Source organism: Acidovorax sp. JMULE5 (genome assembly GCF_013376875.1).
Lineage (GTDB): Bacteria > Pseudomonadota > Gammaproteobacteria > Burkholderiales > Burkholderiaceae_C > Acidovorax > Acidovorax facilis.
Window position 1 is genome coordinate 2,594,505 of sequence record NZ_CP035951.1, and the last position, 17,574, is coordinate 2,612,078.

Here is a 17,574-nt window from a genome sequence, read left to right on the forward strand (position 1 = left end):
TGGCCCCTATGGAAATCTGGATGCACCAGCTGCTGGAATGGCTTGCGCTGCCGCAGTTCGGCCTGAGCACGGTCTTTGTGGTGGCGTTCATCTCCGCCACGCTGCTGCCTTTGGGCTCGGAGCCTGCAGTGTTCGGCTTGATCAAGATCAACCCTGAACTCTTCTGGCCCGCCATCCTGGTGGCCACGGTTGGCAACACGCTGGGCGGTGGTGTGAGCTGGTGGATGGGCCTGGGCGCTCACAAGGTGGTGGACAAGGCCCGTGGCAATGCCACTGAAGTTCGCGCGCTGAACTGGCTTCGGCGCTTTGGCGCCCCCGCCTGCCTGATGAGCTGGCTGCCCGTGGTGGGCGACCCGCTGTGTGCTGTGGCAGGCTGGCTCAAGCTGCCGTTCTGGCCTTGCCTGGCCTATATGGCTGTGGGCAAATTCTTCCGCTATCTGGTTATGACGAGCGTGTTGCTGTACTTCATGCCAGGGCATCTGGCGATGTAGTGGCCCGCCGAAGGCACCGGGATCAGGGCGGCAATAGACGGTCCCAGTTCACGGGCACCGTGGTGTCCACGTGCAGCGTGATCGCCTCTTCGTGGGACTGCAGCGGGTGGGCGCGGGCCCACTGGGCGTCCAGCACCGCCACATCCGCCTCTGACGCACCGGCTCCGGCCAGCGCGCGCTGGCGCACACGCTCGCGCAGCACTGACAAGGGGGCCTCGAACGACAGGATGTGGCAGGGCACTTGCAAAGAATCGGCCAGGGCCAGGAAAAGCGCGCGGGCATCGCGGTCCAGCAAGGTGGCATCCACGATCACGGAGTAGCCTGCCACCAGCACCTCGCGCGCCACTTGCGCCAACCGCTGGTGCGTGCGGAATGTAGCCTCGGCGGTGTAGATGCCGCCAGGTACGCCGTCGCTGGAAGCATTAGGCGCCAGGCCGAACAGGCGCTTGCGCTCCACATCCGCCCGCACGCGCACCAATCCACGCTGGCACGCCAGGGTCAGCGCATGGGTGCTCTTGCCCGCCCCCGAAAAGCCATGGGCCAGCCACAACGCAGCAGGGCGCGCCACCGGCCAGCGCGCAGGCCGTTGCCCCGCAAAACCCGCCGCCAGTTCCAGATATTCCTCCAGGGCTTGCACAGCCTGCGCACTTCCATCACCGCAGGTTGGATTCAGCCGCAGGGCAGCAACCCGCGCCCGCACCAACGCGCGGTAGGCGCCGTAGTACCGCAAAACGGACAGGCCCGCGTAGTCTCCCGTGTGTTCCAGCCACCGGTTCAAAAACCGCCAGGCCAGATCGGCCCGGCCATGGGCCGCAAGGTCCATCACGACAAAGGCGATATCGGCCACACAGTCGATCCAGCGCAAGGCGGGGTTGAACTCGATGGCATCGAACAGCTGGGCCTCGCCATCGATGAGTGCAATGTTGGCCAGATGCAAATCGCCATGGCATTCGCGCACCCGACCGGCTGCCCGCCGTGCCTCGAACGCGGTGGCCAGGGCCCGCCCCTGGTGCCGACACCAGCCGACCACCTGCGCCAGCAGGGGGCCCTGACCGGGCAGCGCGCTTGCCACGGGTGCGCGCAGAGCCGCCACACAGTCATCCACTGGCGCTTGCACCGCTGCCGCCGTGCCCCAGGTGTCGGTGCTTGCAGCGACGGCGGCTGCGTTGTGGAACTGCGCCACATGGCACGCCAGCTGGTCGATCTGCACAGGCGACACGCGATGCGCATCCAGTGCAGCGGCGAGCAGTGCGTCCTGGGCAAAACGTCGCATCCGCACGACGGGTTCGGCGCCTGGCAGAGCGTCTTTCCACGGCACCACCTGAAGCTTGGTGGGGGCGCCATCCGCCCCAGCAGTCACCTGACCCACCAAACCTACAAGGCCCAAGTACAGGCCCGGCGCCGTGCGGCGATTGATGCGCAGCTCTTCCTCGCAGGCGGCGTGCCGCAGGGCATGGGTACTGAAGTCCAGAAAATCCAGCTGCAAGGGTTTCTTGAGCTTGTAGGCAAAGTCACCCGCAAGCAGCACCCAGGAGATGTGGGTCTCGATACATTCCACGCGCTCTACAGGGTGGGGAAAAGCCTGCGGTTGTTGCTGCAGCAGACGCACACGCTGCTGGGCGGTGGCGAATTCGGCCGGCAGGTCGGTGGATAAGGGCATGGAACGGACGAGGGGGAAAGGCACCAACGCGCAAGCGCGAAAGGCAGCCATGCCGCCCAACGTGGGGGATGGAAACAGGCTTCAGTGTGAACACCGAAGGCCGCTTGTCAACCCGGCCAGCGCAAACAACGGCCAGCAGCTACAGGAAAGCGTTGCTGTTGGAGATCGACAAGTCCGACAGCTGCGAATCGCCTTTGGCAACGGGCTCCTCGACCACCACCTGGTTGCGCCCGCCTTCCTTGGCCATGTACATGGCGGTATCGGCCCGCGAGAAGAACTCCAGCACCGATTCCCCCAACACATACTGTGTCACCCCGACCGATACCGTCACCCGGCCCTTGAGCAATCCGGTCCAGGCATGGGTTTCCACCTGCGCGCGAATGCGCTCACAGGTATTGAGCGCGGGCAGCAACGAAGTGCCAGGGAAGATGAGCAGAAACTCTTCCCCCCCATACCGGCCAAACACATCGCCCCCGCGCACGCCCTGCTGCGCGATGCGCGCAAAGGTGCGCAGCACCTCGTCGCCCCCCAGATGCCCCAGCTCATCGTTGATGCGCTTGAAGTGGTCAATGTCCAGCACGGCCAGGCATAACGGGATGCCACTTTCGTCGGCCAGCTGTTTTTGCTCTTCCAGCGCGGCCAACACGTAGCGGCGGTTGAAGCATCCCACCAGCGGATCGCGCTGGGCGTCTTCCTGGATGTTCTTGATCTTGCGGCTTGCATGGTAGAGGCTGCGGTACAGGCGCTGCACCCGGCCCATGAGGGCAATGAAGGCGGGCAGAGAGACCGCCAGAGCCACCCAATGCAATGCCTCCAGGCGCAGCAGGGCGTTGTTCTGCTGCTCCAGGTAGTGCAGCCCCACCACCCCGGCATAGAGGCACAACATGCAGGCCGCCAGTGCCAGCAGGGTGGGCCGTGGCACAGTGAAAATGCCATAGGCCACGGCCACAAAGGTGAATGGCGCCAACAGGATTTGCGTAACGGGCGCCAGGTAGACAATGCCGAGCATGCACGCGAGCGCTGTAGCCACCATAGCCAGCTTCAGGTGCCGATGCCGCACATTCTTGTGCAAGCCCGTGTTGAAAATGCCCCAGAAGGTCGCGCAGACCACCGCCACCAGCACGCCCAACACGGCGAGCACCTGGAGGTCCACCATGCCCAGCGCACAAAACCCCAGCATCGCCAGCGCATAGAGCCCCATCAGCCCTGCGGCCAGCAACCATTTTTCGCGCGCAGTGCGCCCACTGCGCGGCCCCATTCCATCCAGCGCGCGGCGGGCCGGGCGCACCATGGCTGAAGACGTGTCATCGAACTCCATGACAGCGTCGGACAGGGGAAAGGCGTCCGTCGCCGAAAACGGATTCTTGCGACCAAAAAACATGTGGAGGCAGGCCTGAGCCCGGGTTCGTTCGGGTGATGCTTCACCGAAATGCGCAGGCTGCAGGCACCAACACCCGGCAGACGAGCCCGCGCATCTTACGCAGAACTGACACCGTCGCGCTCCGTGTTTTCCAGTAGCGCCTCCAGCGGCGCAGCAAATCTGTGCAATGAATGCGACGCGAGCCCCCTCGGAAAGACTCCCAGCCCCTGGTCCCACGCATGCGGTGCGGGGAGAACTCGGCCCTTCTTCAGGCCACTACAACCCGCCGACGCGTCCACCAGCCTTCCATGCTGTAGACCAGCAGCGCCGCCCAGATCAAGACAAACCCCACCAGGCGCGCTGGCTCGAACGGTTCATGGAACAACCACACGCCCAGCGCAAACTGCAGGCTGGGCGAGATGTATTGCAGTATGCCCAAGGTGGACATCGGGATCAGGCGCGCACCCGCCGCAAACAGCAGCAGCGGAACTGCCGTCATGGGTCCCGCAAGCAGCAGCCAGCCGACGGTGGCGGGCGTGCCCTGCACCAGCGCACCCTGGCCTTGCCACGCCCACCAGCCCAGCACAACGGCGGCCACCGGCGCGAGCACCAGCGTCTCCAGCGCGAGACCCTCCAGTGCGCCCAGCACAGCAACCTTGCGCAACAACCCATAGAACCCAAAACTCAAGGCCAGCACCAGTGCAATCCAGGGCAGGCGCCCAGCCTGCACCGCCAGCCACAGCACGCCAGCGGCCGCCACGGCCACCGCCATCCATTGGCCCGAGCGAGGCCGCTCACGCAGAAATACAAAGCCCAGCGCGACGTTGACCAGAGGAAGGATGAAATAGCCCAGGCTGGCGTCTACCACGTGCTGGTTTTGCACCGCCCACACATAGGTAAGCCAGTTGCCCGACAGCAGCATCGCAGACAGCACAAATGCCGCCAGCACCTTGGGCTGGCGCAGCACGGTCCCCATCCACGACCATTGCCTGCGCACCATCAGTACGCCAAATACAAACACCAGCGACCACAGTGTGCGGTGCATCACCACCTCGAGCGAGGGCACGTCTGCCACCTGCTTGAAATACAAGGGGAACAGGCCCCAGGCGATGTAAGCCAGGGCGGCGTAGAGGATTCCAGTGTTCATAGAAATCGATGCTCAGGGGGATGCGTGCCCCCCCCCTGCCAAACGGTCGTAAAAAATCCCTGCATGCCAGGGGCCCTGCAGGGATTGCGGGCCACCGGGCCATAACCCGATGGCGTTTTCAGTGATTTTTAGACGTTGAACAGGAAGTTCAGCACGTCGCCGTCCTTGACCACGTATTCCTTGCCTTCGGCGCGCATCTTGCCAGCATCCTTGGCGCCCTGCTCACCCTTGTAGGCGATGAAATCGTCAAAGGCAATCGTCTGCGCACGGATGAAGCCGCGCTCGAAGTCACCGTGGATCACGCCGGCCGCCTGGGGTGCCGTGTCACCAATGTGGATGGTCCACGCGCGCACCTCCTTCACACCCGCAGTGAAATAGGTCTGCAGGCCCAGCAGCTTGAAGGCGCCCCGGATCAGGCGCGCGAGGCCGGGTTCGGTCTGGCCCATTTCGGCCAGGAACATGTCACGGTCTTCGTCGCTCATTTCAGCCATCTCGGCTTCCATCTTGGCGCAGATGGCCACCACGGGGGCGTTCTGGCTGGCGGCGTAGTCCTTGAGGCGGTCGAGGAAAGGGTTGTTCTCAAAGCCGTCTTCGCTCACGTTGCCCACGAACATCGCGGGCTTGGCGGTGATCAGGCACAGGGACTTGAGCAGCGGCTGCTCTTCCTTGGTGATCTCGACCGAGCGGGCGGGCTTGCCTTCATTGAGCGCAGCCTGGATGCGCGTGAGCAGCGCCACCAGCTTGGCGGCATCCTTGTCGTTGCCCGACTTGGCAGCCTTGGTGTAGCGATTGAGCGCCTTTTCGACAGTGCCCATGTCGGCCAGGCACAGCTCGGTCTGGATCACCTCGATGTCCGAGATCGGGTCCACGCGGCCAGCCACGTGGATCACGTTGTCGTCTTCAAAGCAGCGCACCACGTTCACGATGGCGTCGGTTTCGCGGATGTGGGCCAGGAACTGGTTGCCCAGGCCTTCACCCTGGCTGGCACCGGCCACCAGACCAGCGATGTCCACAAACTCGACAATGGCGGGCACGATGCGCTCGGGCGAGATGATCTGGGCGAGCTGCTGCAGGCGGGGGTCAGGCACTTCCACCACGCCCACATTGGGCTCAATGGTGCAGAACGGATAGTTTTCGGCGGCGATGCCGGCCTTGGTCAGCGCGTTGAAAAGGGTGGACTTGCCGACGTTGGGCAAGCCCACGATGCCGCATTGGAGGCTCATGGCAGGGCTTTCTGGATTTCGGAGACAAACCGCCGATTTTACGGGCCAGCCAGCTAACCCCCTTTCACGCCATGTTCACACCGTCAGTCGAAGCGCAGATTGGCCGCCACCCGCTGCCCCACGCGCAGCATCTGGCCCGCCCCCTGGCGCACGATGGCATTCATTCCGAACGTGATGGCGCCATCGAGCCGTTGGTCCTTCCGATAGGTCCGCAGGGTGTCCCCCACCGACGGGTTGCTTTCGGCTGTCGCGGGGTCGATGTCAGGAATGGGGCACCGCGAACAGGGTTTGACGGGCTGAAGGTGGATTTCACCCTCTTGCGCATCCACACGCACCAGATCCACTCGGTCCTCGTCGTGTGCGTCCACCCCGGCCAGGACCACATTGGGCCGAAACCGCTCGATCCCAGCGGCGGCATGGCCTGCAGCCTGAAGTCGCACGTTCAGCTCATCCATCGATGCCTGGCTGGCGAGCAACAACGGAAAACCATCGGAAAACTGGTTCGGCGCCTCGACACCGCCCGTCCATTCCATGCTGGACAAGCGGCGGTATTCCGGATCAAAACGGACAAGGCGGCAGGGCTGGCCGAGGAAGTCCGTAAACCACTGCGCCGCCACGGCACCCATGTCCCATGCGGGCACCGTGTCGCGCCACACGGTCACTGTGGCGGGAGCCTCGACCGCATCGATGGCCACATGCAAGGCCAGCATGCCAGGCGCACGCAGCACCATCTCATCAGCTTTGAGCTGCGGGCGAATCAGCGCCATGCGCGGCAGCGTGCGCTGGGTTACAAACATGCCCTCAGCGTCTACTACCATCCAGGCACGGTCCAGATCGAGCCCCGTATCGGTGAGCAAGGCCTGCTGCACTTCAATGCCGGCACACGACTTGACGGGATAGACAAACAGGCGCGCGATGGTGCCCGACAGATCGGAATCAGGGTGGAAACTCACGCGAAGGTGCTCCTCAAAAATGACCAGTTGGACAGCGAGCCCGATTTTGCACCGCGCCCAAGGGCCCAGGCCCGCTCCTACAATGCCGCCATGGCCCAAACCTTTGATATCTGTATTCGCGGCACCGGCATTGTGGGCAAGACGCTGGCACTGCTGCTGGCCCGCGAACGGCTGAAAGTGGCCCTGCTACCTGCACCCGGCCCGAAGGCCCCCGCAACCGCCGATGTGCGGGCCTATGCGCTGAACGCAGCATCGCGCAAACTGCTGGATTCGCTTCGCAGCTGGCCCGATGCAGAGCACGCCACAGCCGTGCGATCCATGCAGGTACAGGGAGACCGGGATGGCGCCGTGCATTTTGATGCGGCCACCCAAGGGGTGGAAGCCCTGGCCTGGATCGTTGACGTGCCCGCCCTGGAAGCCCGCCTCGCCGAAGCTCTGCGCTACCAGCCCCAGGTGGAAATGGTCGATACCCCCGTGCCAGCGGCCCTGACCGTGGTGTGCGAGGGCCGCGCCAGCAGCACGCGCGAAGAGTTCGGTGTGGGTTTTCAGGTAACGCCGTATGGGCAACACGCCATCGCCACCCGATTGCAGTGTGAACGCGCCCACGAACAGGTGGCACGGCAATGGTTTTTGCCCGACGGCATCCTGGCTTTTTTGCCTTTGGGCGGGCCGCAGGGGAACTCCGTGGCGGTTGTCTGGTCCGTCTTGCAGGAACAGGTCGCGCCGCTGATGGCCTTGTCCCCTGAAGAATTCGCGCAGAAGCTCCAGATGGCCAGCCGGGAATCCCTGGGGTCGCTGACGCTCAGTGCGGAACGAGCAGCCTGGCCCCTTCAGCTTGCAAAAGCAGACCGCTGGTGTGGCAGCTTGCCATCCACCGGAAAAAACCCGCGCAGCTGGGTGCTGGCTGGTGACGCGGCGCACAACGTGCATCCGCTCGCAGGCCAGGGGTTGAACCTGGGACTGGCAGACGCGCAAGCCCTGGCCAGCGCGCTGCATGGGCGCGACTACTGGCGCAGTGTGGCTGATGTACGTTTGCTGCGGGGCTACGAGCGCGAGCGCAAGGCTGCCCTGCTGCCGATGGGATTGGCGACGGATGGCCTGCAACAACTCTTCTCCCGCCAGGAAGGGCCGCTGCAGGCGCTGCGCAACTGGGGAATGAAGGGCTTTGAACTGAGCGGCCCGCTGAAGCACTTCGTGGCCCGCCAGGCCATGGGAAATTACTGACCACACCGGTGGCCGACCTCTGGAAGCCACCAGACCGTTTGAACGAGAACACCATGAAACTGATTCCCACCCTGCTCGCAGCCGCCGCGCTGGCCTCCGGCTTTGCCGCCACTGCACAAGAAGCAGACATCCGCAAGGCGCTCGCCGAACGCATTCCCCAAATGGACAAGATTGACGAGGTGCGCCCCACCCCCATGAAAGGCCTCTACGAGGTACGCATCGGGACGGACCTTTTCTACACGGACGCCAAGGGCAACTATGTGATCCAGGGTGAACTGATCGATACGAAAGTGCGCCGGAATCTGACCGAAGACCGCATTGCAAAGCTCACAGCCGTCGAGTTCTCGGCATTGCCCCTCAAAGACGCCTTCACCATTGTGCGCGGCGACGGGAAACGCAAGTTGGCCGTTTTTGAGGACCCCAACTGCGGCTACTGCAAGCGTTTTGAACGCGATCTGCAGAACGTGGACAACGTGACGGTGTACCTGTTCCTGTACCCCATCCTCAGCCCCGACTCTGCGGAAAAATCGCGCAACATCTGGTGCTCCAAAGACCAGGTGACGGCCTGGCAGGATCTCATGGTGCGGGACAAGCCTGTGCCTGCAGCGAGCTGCGATACCAGCGCCTTGCAGCGCAACCTGGCATTTGGCCGCAAGCACAAGATCACAGGAACGCCTACGCTGATTTTTGCCAACGGCGCCCGCGTGCCGGGAGCCATCGGCGCCAAGGAAGTGGAAAAGCGCCTCGCCGAGGCCAGCAGCGAAACCCCTGCCGCCAACTAATACGCGTTTTGCATGCGCGCAGGCCCCGCGCCCACGGGCCGCGCCATCTGACCACAAGGCCCGAACCTGCAGTTGCCCATGCCCTCAACCCGCAAGCCAGAATCCGCCGCCATTCACTACCTCGTTGAGCCAGCGGACCTGCACGGTCATCTGTTTCGCATTGCACTGACGATTCCCCACCCTTCGGCGCAGCAAGAGGTCTCGCTGCCGATCTGGATTCCGGGGAGCTATCTGGTGCGGGAGTTCTCCAAAAATCTGCAAGAGCTCAAAGCCCATCAGGGCACGCGGGAAGTGAAGCTCACGCAACTGGACAAGCATCGGTGGCAAGCTGAATGCAGCCCCAACAAGCCCCTTGTGCTGTCCTACGCCGTCTGCGCCTACGACACCTCGGTGCGCACGGCCTGGCTGGACGCATCGCGCGGGTTTTTCAACGGCACCAGCCTGTGCCTGCGCGTGCAGGGCCAGGAAACGCAGCGCCACACGCTCGATATTGCCAGCACGCCTGCTACGGCCACCTGGTCAGTGGCCACCGGCTTGTCCCCCGTCAAGACAGACAAGAAGGGTTTTGGTCTCTACGCTGCGGCGAACTACGACGAGCTGGTTGACTGCCCGGTGGAAATGGGCCTCTTCTGGACCGGCCGCTTCACGGCCTGCGGCGTTCCGCACCGCTTTGTGGTGGCTGGTGCAGCGCCCTCTTTTGACGGCAAGCGCCTGCTGGCAGATACCCAGAAGATTTGCGAGACCGCAATCCGTTTCTGGCATGGCGAAGGCAAGGCACCTTTCAAGAGCTACCTGTTCATGCTCAACGCCGTGGGCGACGGCTACGGAGGGTTGGAGCACCGCAACTCCACCGCGCTCATCTGTGGCCGGCGCGACCTGCCACGGGTCGATGAGGCCCGCACTGGTGATGGATACACCACACTGCTGGGCCTGATCAGCCACGAGTACTTCCACGCGTGGAACGTCAAGCGGCTGCGCCCCGCCGATTTTGCCCAATACGACTACACCCGCGAAAACTACACGGAGCTGCTGTGGTTTTTCGAGGGCTTTACCAGTTACTACGACGATTTGCTGCTGCGCCGAGCAGGGTTGATTGACGACGCTGCGTACCTGAAGCTCATCACCAAAACCATCAACCAGGTGCTCCAGACACCAGGCAGGGCCGTGCAGACCGTGGCGCAGGCCAGCTTTGACGCCTGGGTCAAGTACTACCGCCAGGACGAAAACACCCCCAACGCGACGGTCAGCTACTACACCAAGGGCTCGCTGGTGGCCCTGTGCCTGGACCTGGCCCTGCGCCGCGAAGGCAAGACCAGCCTGGATGAGGTCATGCGCACGCTGTGGCTGCGGTGCCAGGGCGGCCCGATGTCGCAAGACGATTTGCTGGCAGTATTGAAAGAACTGTCCGACCGGCCCTTCGACGCAGAACTGGCGCGGTGGGTGCACAGCACCGCAGAACTGCCGCTGGCAGAGTTGCTGGAAGCCAACGGCGTTTTGCTCAAGGCGGAGCCCCCCCAATGGGCGCAGCGGCTGGGGCTGCGGGTGGGAGAAAACCACAGCGTGCAAATCAAGACTGTGCTGCGAGGTGGCCCTGCGGAAAAGGCGGGCATGGCGGCTGGCGATGAGTGGCTGGGCATCGATGTGAAAGGCCAGGGGTGGCGCATCAGCAAGCTGGAGGACGTGGCGTTCTATGCCGGCACCGAGACATCCTTGACGGCACTGGTGGCACGGGACGGCCGACTGCTGCGATTGCCGCTCGAACTGTCGGCCCGCAGTGCGTCCACGCCCCCCAAGAAGACCTCCCGCACCACCGCCACGGTGCCAGACACGGTGAGCCTGTCGATTGCCAACGCTGCCGCTCTGGGGCGCTGGTTGAACTGAGCCAGGGACATGACACCTGATTGGTACGGTGTTCTACCTACCAGCGCATAGGTTCGGGCATGCTTGGGTATATTCGTTCGTGCTTTCATAACTACCTATAAACCCAGGAGATTTCATGTCTTACGAAACTATCGAGGTTCGCATTGAGGCGGACAAGGTTGGTATCGTCACGCTCAACCGGCCCAAGCAGCTCAACGCGCTGAACGACCAGCTCATGGATGAGCTGGGCGCAGCACTGAAGGCCTTTGATGCGGACGAAAAAATCGGCTGCATCATCGTCACAGGCAGTGAAAAGGCGTTTGCCGCAGGCGCCGACATTGGCGCCATGGCGAAATACAGTTTTGCCGACACTTACAAGGGCGACTACATCACCCGCAACTGGGAAGCGATCCGCTCCATCCGCAAGCCCGTCATTGCCGCTGTCAGTGGTTTTGCGCTGGGCGGTGGCTGCGAGTTGGCCATGATGTGCGATTTCATCATCGCCGCTGAAAACGCCAAATTCGGCCAACCCGAAATCAAACTGGGCGTGATCCCCGGCGCAGGCGGTACGCAGCGTCTGCCGCGCGCAGTGGGCAAATCCAAGGCGATGGACATGGCCCTGACCGGTCGCATGATGGACGCGGTGGAAGCCGAACGTTCCGGCCTGGTCAGCCGCGTGGTGCCCTACGACAAGCTCATGGACGAAGCACTGGGTGCCGCCATCATCATTGCAGGCTTCTCCCAGATCGCCGTGATGGCGGCCAAGGAGTCGGTCAACCGCGCCTTCGAAGGCAGCCTGTCGGACGGTGTGATGTTCGAGCGCCGCCTCTTCCACGCCCTGTTCTCCACCCAGGACCAGAAGGAAGGCATGGACGCTTTCATGAACAAGCGCACCGCGAACTTCACACACCAATAATTTTTGTTCTATAATCTTGGACTGCGGTCGTATAGCTCAGTTGGTTAGAGCGCAGCATTCATAATGCTGATGTCGGTGGTTCAAGTCCACCTACGACCACCAAATCCAACCCACAGTGCCTGCGCACTGTGGGTTTTTTATTGGTCAGCCGCGCCGCAAAAATCATAGCTGCCGACGCTTGGCACCATTGGTTTTCAAGTGAAAACTGCTTGAAGTCCTTTAAAGACAAGCGCGAGCAGCTATTATTTTTGAGAACTGCGGGGATTGGCCCCGCTTTTAGAATCGCTGTTTCAGCCCCTGGATGTAAACCATGAACCGCTGCACCACGACTTCCTTGCTTGCTTCCTCCCTCACTTCGCCGACGGCACCCGCGCGAAAGCTCTTCGCGGCTGTGGCCTGCGCCCTGCTCTGCGGCACCCTGCCGGTGTCCGCCCAGGTACAGCCCGGGCTTGGCGGCATGCGGACCTTTCCCGATGCGGCCCAGCGCGGCACCCTGACCCTCAACACGGCATCGGAGGCCACGCTCAATGGCCGCACCATCCGCCTGGCGCCTGGCATGCGCCTGCTGAGCCCTCAGAACACGCTGGTCATGATGCACACGGTGCTGGGGCAGAGCTACAAGGTGAACTACGTGATCGAAAACAGCACCGGCATGCTGATCACTGCCTGGATCCTGACCCAGGGCGAAGCCGAGCAGCCCCGCAAGGGCAGCGACACGGTCGAGCGCAACTACCGCACCGAGTACGACGTCATCCGCAAGTGATGCGTTGACCCATCAGCCGCGCCCTGTGCCTCGGCGCGGTCCTTGAATGTTTGCGGTGCGCTGCGGTGCTCCGCCCTTTTTCTTTCTGATTGCAAGAGAGCCTGCCATGGCCAAAAAAGTCTTCATCAAAACCTTCGGCTGCCAGATGAACGAGTACGACTCGGACAAGATGGCCGACGTGCTCCACGCTGCCCAAGGCTACGAGCCCACGCAGAACGTGGACGAAGCCGACCTCATCCTCTTCAACACCTGCTCCGTGCGCGAGAAAGCGCAGGAGAAAGTCTTCAGCGACCTGGGCCGCATCAAGCACCTGAAGGCGCGCGGCGTGAAGATTGGTGTGGGCGGCTGCGTGGCCAGCCAAGAGGGCGCCGAGATCATCAAGCGCGCGCCCTACGTGGACGTGGTGTTCGGCCCCCAGACCCTACATCGCCTGCCCGAGATGCTCAACCAGCGTGAACGGCTAGACAAGCCGCAGGTGGACATCAGCTTCCCTGAGATCGAGAAGTTCGACCACTTGCCGCCCGCGCGCGTGGAGGGCGCCTCGGCCTTTGTGTCCATCATGGAAGGCTGCAGCCAATACTGCAGCTACTGTGTGGTTCCCTACACCCGGGGCGAAGAGGTGAGCCGCCCGTTTGACGACGTGCTGGTGGAAGTGGCAGGGCTGGCCGACCAGGGCGTGAAGGAAATCACCCTGCTGGGCCAGAACGTGAACGCCTACCTGGGCAAGATGGGTGGCACGGCCGAGATTGCCGACTTTGCCCTGCTGCTCGAATACGTGTCCGACATCCCGGGCATCGAGCGCATCCGCTATACCACCAGCCACCCCAATGAGTTCACCCCTCGGCTGATCGAGGCCTATGCCAAGCTGCCCAAGCTGGCCAGCCACCTGCACCTGCCCGTGCAGCACGGCAGCGACCGCATCCTGATGGCCATGAAGCGCGGCTACACCGCCATGGAATACAAGAGCACGGTGCGCAAGCTGCGCGCCATCCGACCTGACTTGGCCATGAGCAGCGACTTCATCGTGGGCTTCCCCGGCGAGACCGAGGACGACTTCAACAAGATGATGAAGTTGATTGACGACATCCACTTTGACAACAGCTTCAGCTTCATCTTCAGCCCCCGCCCCGGCACCCCAGCGGCTGGCCTGCACGACGACACGCCGCACGACGTAAAGCTGCGCCGCCTGCAGCACCTGCAAGGCGTCATCAACGCCAACATCAAGTCCATCAGCGAAAGCCGCGTGGGCACGCTACAGCGCATCCTGGTAGAAGGCGCTTCCAAGCGCGATACCACCGAGCTGATGGGCCGTACCGAATGCAACCGCGTGGTGAACTTTGTGGGTCAGTCACGCCTGGTAGGCCAGATGGTGGATGTCACCATCACCGAAGCCAAGGCCTACACGCTGCGCGGCGAAGTGCTCACCCGCGAGGCGGCAGTCGCAGCCTGACGCGCACCCGGCGCCCGTGGCAATGACGGCAGACACCCCGCCAAGCGCGGATCTTCGCAAGGCCGACGGCCCGCTGCACGGCCTCTCGTTTCAGCAGCTTTTGCTTCTGGCCTTCCTGCTCATAGCGGGACTGCTGGGGGTAAGCTCGTTGCGGGCGCTGTACACCCTGGAACAGCTCATGGCGCAAAGTCGGCTTGGTGCCGCCGAGGCCACCACGCTGAGCACAGCGGCCCAGGCATTGAACCAGCGCGGGCAGGCCCTGGAACGCGCGGCACGCCAGTCCCTGGTGCTGCGGGATGCGCCGCTGCGGCGCAGCTTCAACGAAATGTCCGTAGAGGCACAAGCCGTTCTCGACCAGTTGCACCAGGGCGGCCTTCCCGAGGACCAGGCCAGCCAGTGGAGTGCGCATCTTGACGCCGTGAAGGCACTGCTGGATGCACCGCCGGAACGGGCCCTGGAAAACGAGCAACGGGTAGCGGAAGAATTTGTCACGCTTGAAGCGCTGCATACCGCCATCGTGCAATCGGTCCAGGAGATCAATGCACAACGTAACCGCGCGCTGCTGGACCGGGTGGAAGCGAGCCGCCGCAACGTGACGCACCAGGTGGTAGGGGTGATCGTCCTGGCGCTCGTCCTGGCCCTGGCGCTGGGCATCTGGCTTGCCCGTCCTTTCAAGCGGCTGGAAGGCACGATTCGGCGGTTGGGCGAGAACCAGCTTGAAGCGCCCGTGGTGATCTCCGGCCCCGACGACGTACGCCGCGTGGGGCAGCAGCTGGAATGGCTGCGCCTGAGGCTGCTGGAACTGGATTCGGACAAGGCCCGCTTCCTGCGCCATGTCTCGCACGAACTCAAGACGCCGCTGGCCGCGATGCGCGAGGGCGTGGCGCTGCTGCAGGACGGTGTGACCGGTGAACTCAATGCCGGCCAGCGCGAAGTCACACAGATCCTCCACCACAACACATTGGTTTTGCAAGGGGAGATTGAAGCCTTGCTGCGCTTTAACGCTGCAGCCTTCGAGGCACGCCAGCTGCAGCGGCGCGACACCGATCTGCTCGCGCTGCTGGAAGCCCAGGTGGAAGCACAGCGGCTGCAATGGCAGGCCCGGGGCCTGCGGGTGCTGGTGGAAGGATCCGCCATCTCTCTGCCCGTTGACGCCGACAAAATCGCCTCGGCCATCAGCAACCTGCTGTCCAACGCCATTCGTTTTTCGCCCAAAGGGGGAACGGTGCGGCTATCCCTCTCGCGCCATGCGGGCTGCGTGCGCGTGGACGTTTCGGACCAGGGCCCCGGTGTGGCCCAGGCAGACCGTGACCGCGTGTTCGAACCTTTTTACCGTGGCATCCGCCAGCCGGACGACGCAGTGCGCGGCACCGGCATCGGGCTTTCCATCGTCCAAGAGTACATCGTCGCCCACGGCGGCCAGGTGCGGTTGGTGGAAGATGGCGTCCACACCTTTTTTCGCATGGAACTACCGCATGCTGCCTAGTTGTCTTCCCGTCCACCCCACCAACATGCGCGCCCTGGACTTTCCGGTATGGGTGATGTTGCTAGCTGCAGCCATCACGTTGGCCGGATGCAATGCGACGGCGCCCCAAGCGGTTGCAGCGCCTGTTCCGCCCATGACCACCCCCACGCCAGCCCCGGTGGCTACGGAATCCCCCAGCCCCAACCCGGCCGCCGCCACCAGCGCTCCTTCGGATGCCATCCCGGTACTCCAGGTGCTGGCGCAAACGGACCGTACCCTGCGCATGGCCCCCGCAGAGCTGGCCAAAGAGATTGCCCGCCTGGGCGAGGCGGAAGATGCCTCGGTGGAGACCCCCCTCCTTCTGGCAACAGCATTGGCCCAGACGCGCCAGCCCGTCGATACGGCCCGTGCCCTGGGCCTGGTGCAGCGGGTGATGAGCAACACCACGGCAGCGGCACAAGCCCTCCACCCCCTGGCGCGGCTGATGGAGTCGCGGCTTCTGCAGCAACGCAGGCTGGAAGACCAGCTGGAGCGGCAGGGCCAGCAACTGCGCGAGGCGCAGCGCCGCAACGACCAGCTCAACGAACGGCTGGAGGCCGTGCGCGCCATCGAACGCAGCCTGACCACGCGCCCGGCCCCGCTTCCTGCAGCCCCCGCCTCCCCCCCGGGCAGCAGCCCACAGCGCCCCACGCCCTGATCGCTCAGGAAGGTGTCAAAGGAAACCGCCATGGCAGCCGCCCCCACCCCATCCCGCACAACGCCCCGCGCCCGCGTCCTTGTGGTGGACGACGATGCCGACATGCTGCGACTGCTGTCGCTGCGCTTGCAGGCCGCCGGATACGACGTGGTCGCCGTGGGCTCGGCCGAGGCGGCCCTGGCGCAGCTGGACATGGCGCGCCCACAGCTCGTGCTGAGCGATGTACGCCTGCCCGGGCGCGATGGCCTCGCGCTGTTCGACGAAGTGCGTGCGCGACACCCTTCGCTGCCGGTCATCCTGCTCACTGCCCACGGCACCATTCCCGACGCGGTGGAAGCCACTTCGCGGGGGGTATTCACCTACCTCACCAAGCCCTACGACGGCAAGGAACTGCTGGAAAAAATCGCCCAGGCCCTGGCCCTGAGCGCACCTGCCGTCACGCATGCCCACGCCCATGAAGCATGGCGCGCCGACATCGTGAGCCGCTCCAACCGCATGACCGACCTGCTGGCCGAGGCCTACATGGTGGCCCAGTCAGACGCGAGTGTGCTGCTGCTGGGCGATAGCGGCTCGGGCAAGGAGCTGCTGGCCCAGGCCATCCACCGCGCCAGCCCGCGCGCGCGCCACCCCTTTGTGGCGGTCAACTGCGGCGCTATCCCCGAGGCCCTGCTCGAATCCGAACTGTTCGGTCACGTCAAAGGTGCCTTTACCGATGCGGTAAGCAACCACAAGGGGCTGTTCCAGGCGGCGGAAGGCGGCACCTTGTTGCTCGACGAGATTGGCGACATGCCACCCGCCCTGCAGGTGAAGCTGCTGCGGGTGCTGCAGGAACGTGCGGTGCGCCCCGTGGGTGCCAGCCAGTCGATTCCCATCGACGTGCGCATCATCTCTGCCACCCACCGCGACCTGGAAGCCGCCATGGCCACGGCCCAGTTCCGCGAAGACCTGTACTACCGGCTCAATGTGGTCACGCTGGCGCTGCCCACCCTGGGAGACCGGCGCGAAGACATCGCGCTGCTGGCCAACCACTTCCTCGACAAGCTGGCGCGCAAGTACGACAAGCGCCTGTCAGGCTTTGCACCCGAGGCGCTCAAGGCACTGACCCTGGCCGCCTGGCCTGGCAACGTGCGACAGCTCTACAACGTCGTCGAACAGGTGTGTGCCCTTTCCACCACTCCCCTGGTGCCCCTGACGCTGGTGCAGCGCGCGCTGCGCACGCCATCTACCCAGGTGCTGAGCTTTGCCGAGGCCCGGCAAAGGTTTGAGCGCGAGTACCTGGTGGGCCTGCTCAAGATGACGGATGGCAATGTAGCCGACGCGGCGCGCCTGGCACAGCGCAACCGCACGGAGTTCTACCGGCTGCTGCAAAAGCACGCATTGACCCCCGGAAACTTCAAGAACGACGCTGTGGACAACGAAGACGTCGCTGATGAGCGACACGACTAGGTCGTTGATTTGATTCAGTTTTTCTCTAGCGCCTTGCCACACTGTCGCCATTCGGCGACAAAAACACTGGATTTCCCCCCCAATCCACGGGTCGCACAACTGCTTACATGCAATTGATGACTTAAACCATTGATTTA

At 63.6% G+C, this 17,574-nt stretch carries 15 protein-coding genes and 1 tRNA gene; 11 read left to right on the plus strand and 5 right to left on the minus strand.

Annotation, left to right across the window (positions count from 1 at the left end; translation table 11 throughout):
• The first annotated feature begins 20 nt into the window (after positions 1-20).
• Positions 21-491 (plus strand): YqaA family protein, encoded by a 471-nt coding sequence (locus EXV95_RS11655; RefSeq protein WP_176886973.1) that lies wholly within the window; start codon positions 21-23, stop codon positions 489-491.
• A gap of 22 nt (positions 492-513) precedes the next feature.
• Here EXV95_RS11655 and EXV95_RS11660 read toward each other — a convergent pair whose 3' ends face one another.
• From EXV95_RS11660 to EXV95_RS11680, 5 genes are all read right to left on the minus strand, one after another.
• Positions 514-2,151: a bifunctional aminoglycoside phosphotransferase/ATP-binding protein gene (locus EXV95_RS11660; protein WP_176886974.1), complete on the minus strand. Its 1,638-nt coding sequence runs from the start codon at positions 2,149-2,151 to the stop codon at positions 514-516.
• A 139-nt stretch (positions 2,152-2,290) separates the two neighbouring features.
• Positions 2,291-3,532, minus strand: a complete 1,242-nt coding sequence (locus tag EXV95_RS11665; RefSeq protein ID WP_176886975.1) for a diguanylate cyclase — start codon at positions 3,530-3,532, stop codon at positions 2,291-2,293.
• 247 nt (positions 3,533-3,779) lie between these two features.
• Positions 3,780-4,658: an EamA family transporter RarD gene (rarD, locus tag EXV95_RS11670; protein WP_055393385.1), complete on the minus strand. Its 879-nt coding sequence runs from the start codon at positions 4,656-4,658 to the stop codon at positions 3,780-3,782.
• Between the two features lie 128 nt (positions 4,659-4,786).
• Complete coding sequence (gene ychF, locus EXV95_RS11675) at positions 4,787-5,881, minus strand: redox-regulated ATPase YchF (protein WP_121421105.1); 1,095 nt, start codon at positions 5,879-5,881, stop codon at positions 4,787-4,789.
• Between the two features lie 83 nt (positions 5,882-5,964).
• Positions 5,965-6,834, minus strand: a complete 870-nt coding sequence (locus EXV95_RS11680) for an MOSC domain-containing protein (RefSeq protein ID WP_176886976.1) — start codon at positions 6,832-6,834, stop codon at positions 5,965-5,967.
• Positions 6,835-6,924: 90 nt separating this feature from the next.
• Between EXV95_RS11680 and EXV95_RS11685 the strand changes: the two genes are divergently transcribed.
• From EXV95_RS11685 to EXV95_RS11730, 10 genes are all read left to right on the plus strand, one after another.
• Positions 6,925-8,058, plus strand: coding sequence for an FAD-dependent monooxygenase (locus EXV95_RS11685; RefSeq protein WP_176886977.1), 1,134 nt, complete (start codon positions 6,925-6,927; stop codon positions 8,056-8,058).
• Positions 8,059-8,111: 53 nt separating this feature from the next.
• Positions 8,112-8,840 (plus strand): DsbC family protein, encoded by a 729-nt coding sequence (locus EXV95_RS11690; protein ID WP_055393390.1) that lies wholly within the window; start codon positions 8,112-8,114, stop codon positions 8,838-8,840.
• A gap of 78 nt (positions 8,841-8,918) precedes the next feature.
• Complete coding sequence (locus EXV95_RS11695) at positions 8,919-10,721, plus strand: M61 family metallopeptidase (RefSeq protein WP_176886978.1); 1,803 nt, start codon at positions 8,919-8,921, stop codon at positions 10,719-10,721.
• A gap of 115 nt (positions 10,722-10,836) precedes the next feature.
• Entirely contained in the window at positions 10,837-11,616 is a 780-nt protein-coding gene (locus tag EXV95_RS11700; RefSeq protein WP_176886979.1) for an enoyl-CoA hydratase, read from the plus strand.
• Between the two features lie 25 nt (positions 11,617-11,641).
• Positions 11,642-11,718: transfer RNA gene (locus EXV95_RS11705), tRNA-Met, on the plus strand.
• 208 nt (positions 11,719-11,926) lie between these two features.
• The gene (locus EXV95_RS11710) at positions 11,927-12,379 is read left to right on the plus strand and encodes a hypothetical protein (protein ID WP_255484983.1); all 453 of its coding nucleotides are present in this window, start codon (positions 11,927-11,929) and stop codon (positions 12,377-12,379) included.
• Between the two features lie 106 nt (positions 12,380-12,485).
• Positions 12,486-13,829, plus strand: a complete 1,344-nt coding sequence (miaB, locus tag EXV95_RS11715; RefSeq protein WP_176886980.1) for a tRNA (N6-isopentenyl adenosine(37)-C2)-methylthiotransferase MiaB — start codon at positions 12,486-12,488, stop codon at positions 13,827-13,829.
• A 22-nt stretch (positions 13,830-13,851) separates the two neighbouring features.
• A complete protein-coding gene (locus EXV95_RS11720; RefSeq protein WP_176886981.1) occupies positions 13,852-15,315 on the plus strand; it encodes a HAMP domain-containing sensor histidine kinase in 1,464 nt (487 codons plus the stop codon).
• 133 nt (positions 15,316-15,448) lie between these two features.
• Positions 15,449-15,991: a hypothetical protein gene (locus tag EXV95_RS11725; RefSeq protein WP_370460248.1), complete on the plus strand. Its 543-nt coding sequence runs from the start codon at positions 15,449-15,451 to the stop codon at positions 15,989-15,991.
• Between the two features lie 30 nt (positions 15,992-16,021).
• Positions 16,022-17,437: a sigma 54-interacting transcriptional regulator gene (locus EXV95_RS11730; RefSeq protein ID WP_055395011.1), complete on the plus strand. Its 1,416-nt coding sequence runs from the start codon at positions 16,022-16,024 to the stop codon at positions 17,435-17,437.
• Positions 17,438-17,574 lie beyond the last annotated feature (137 nt).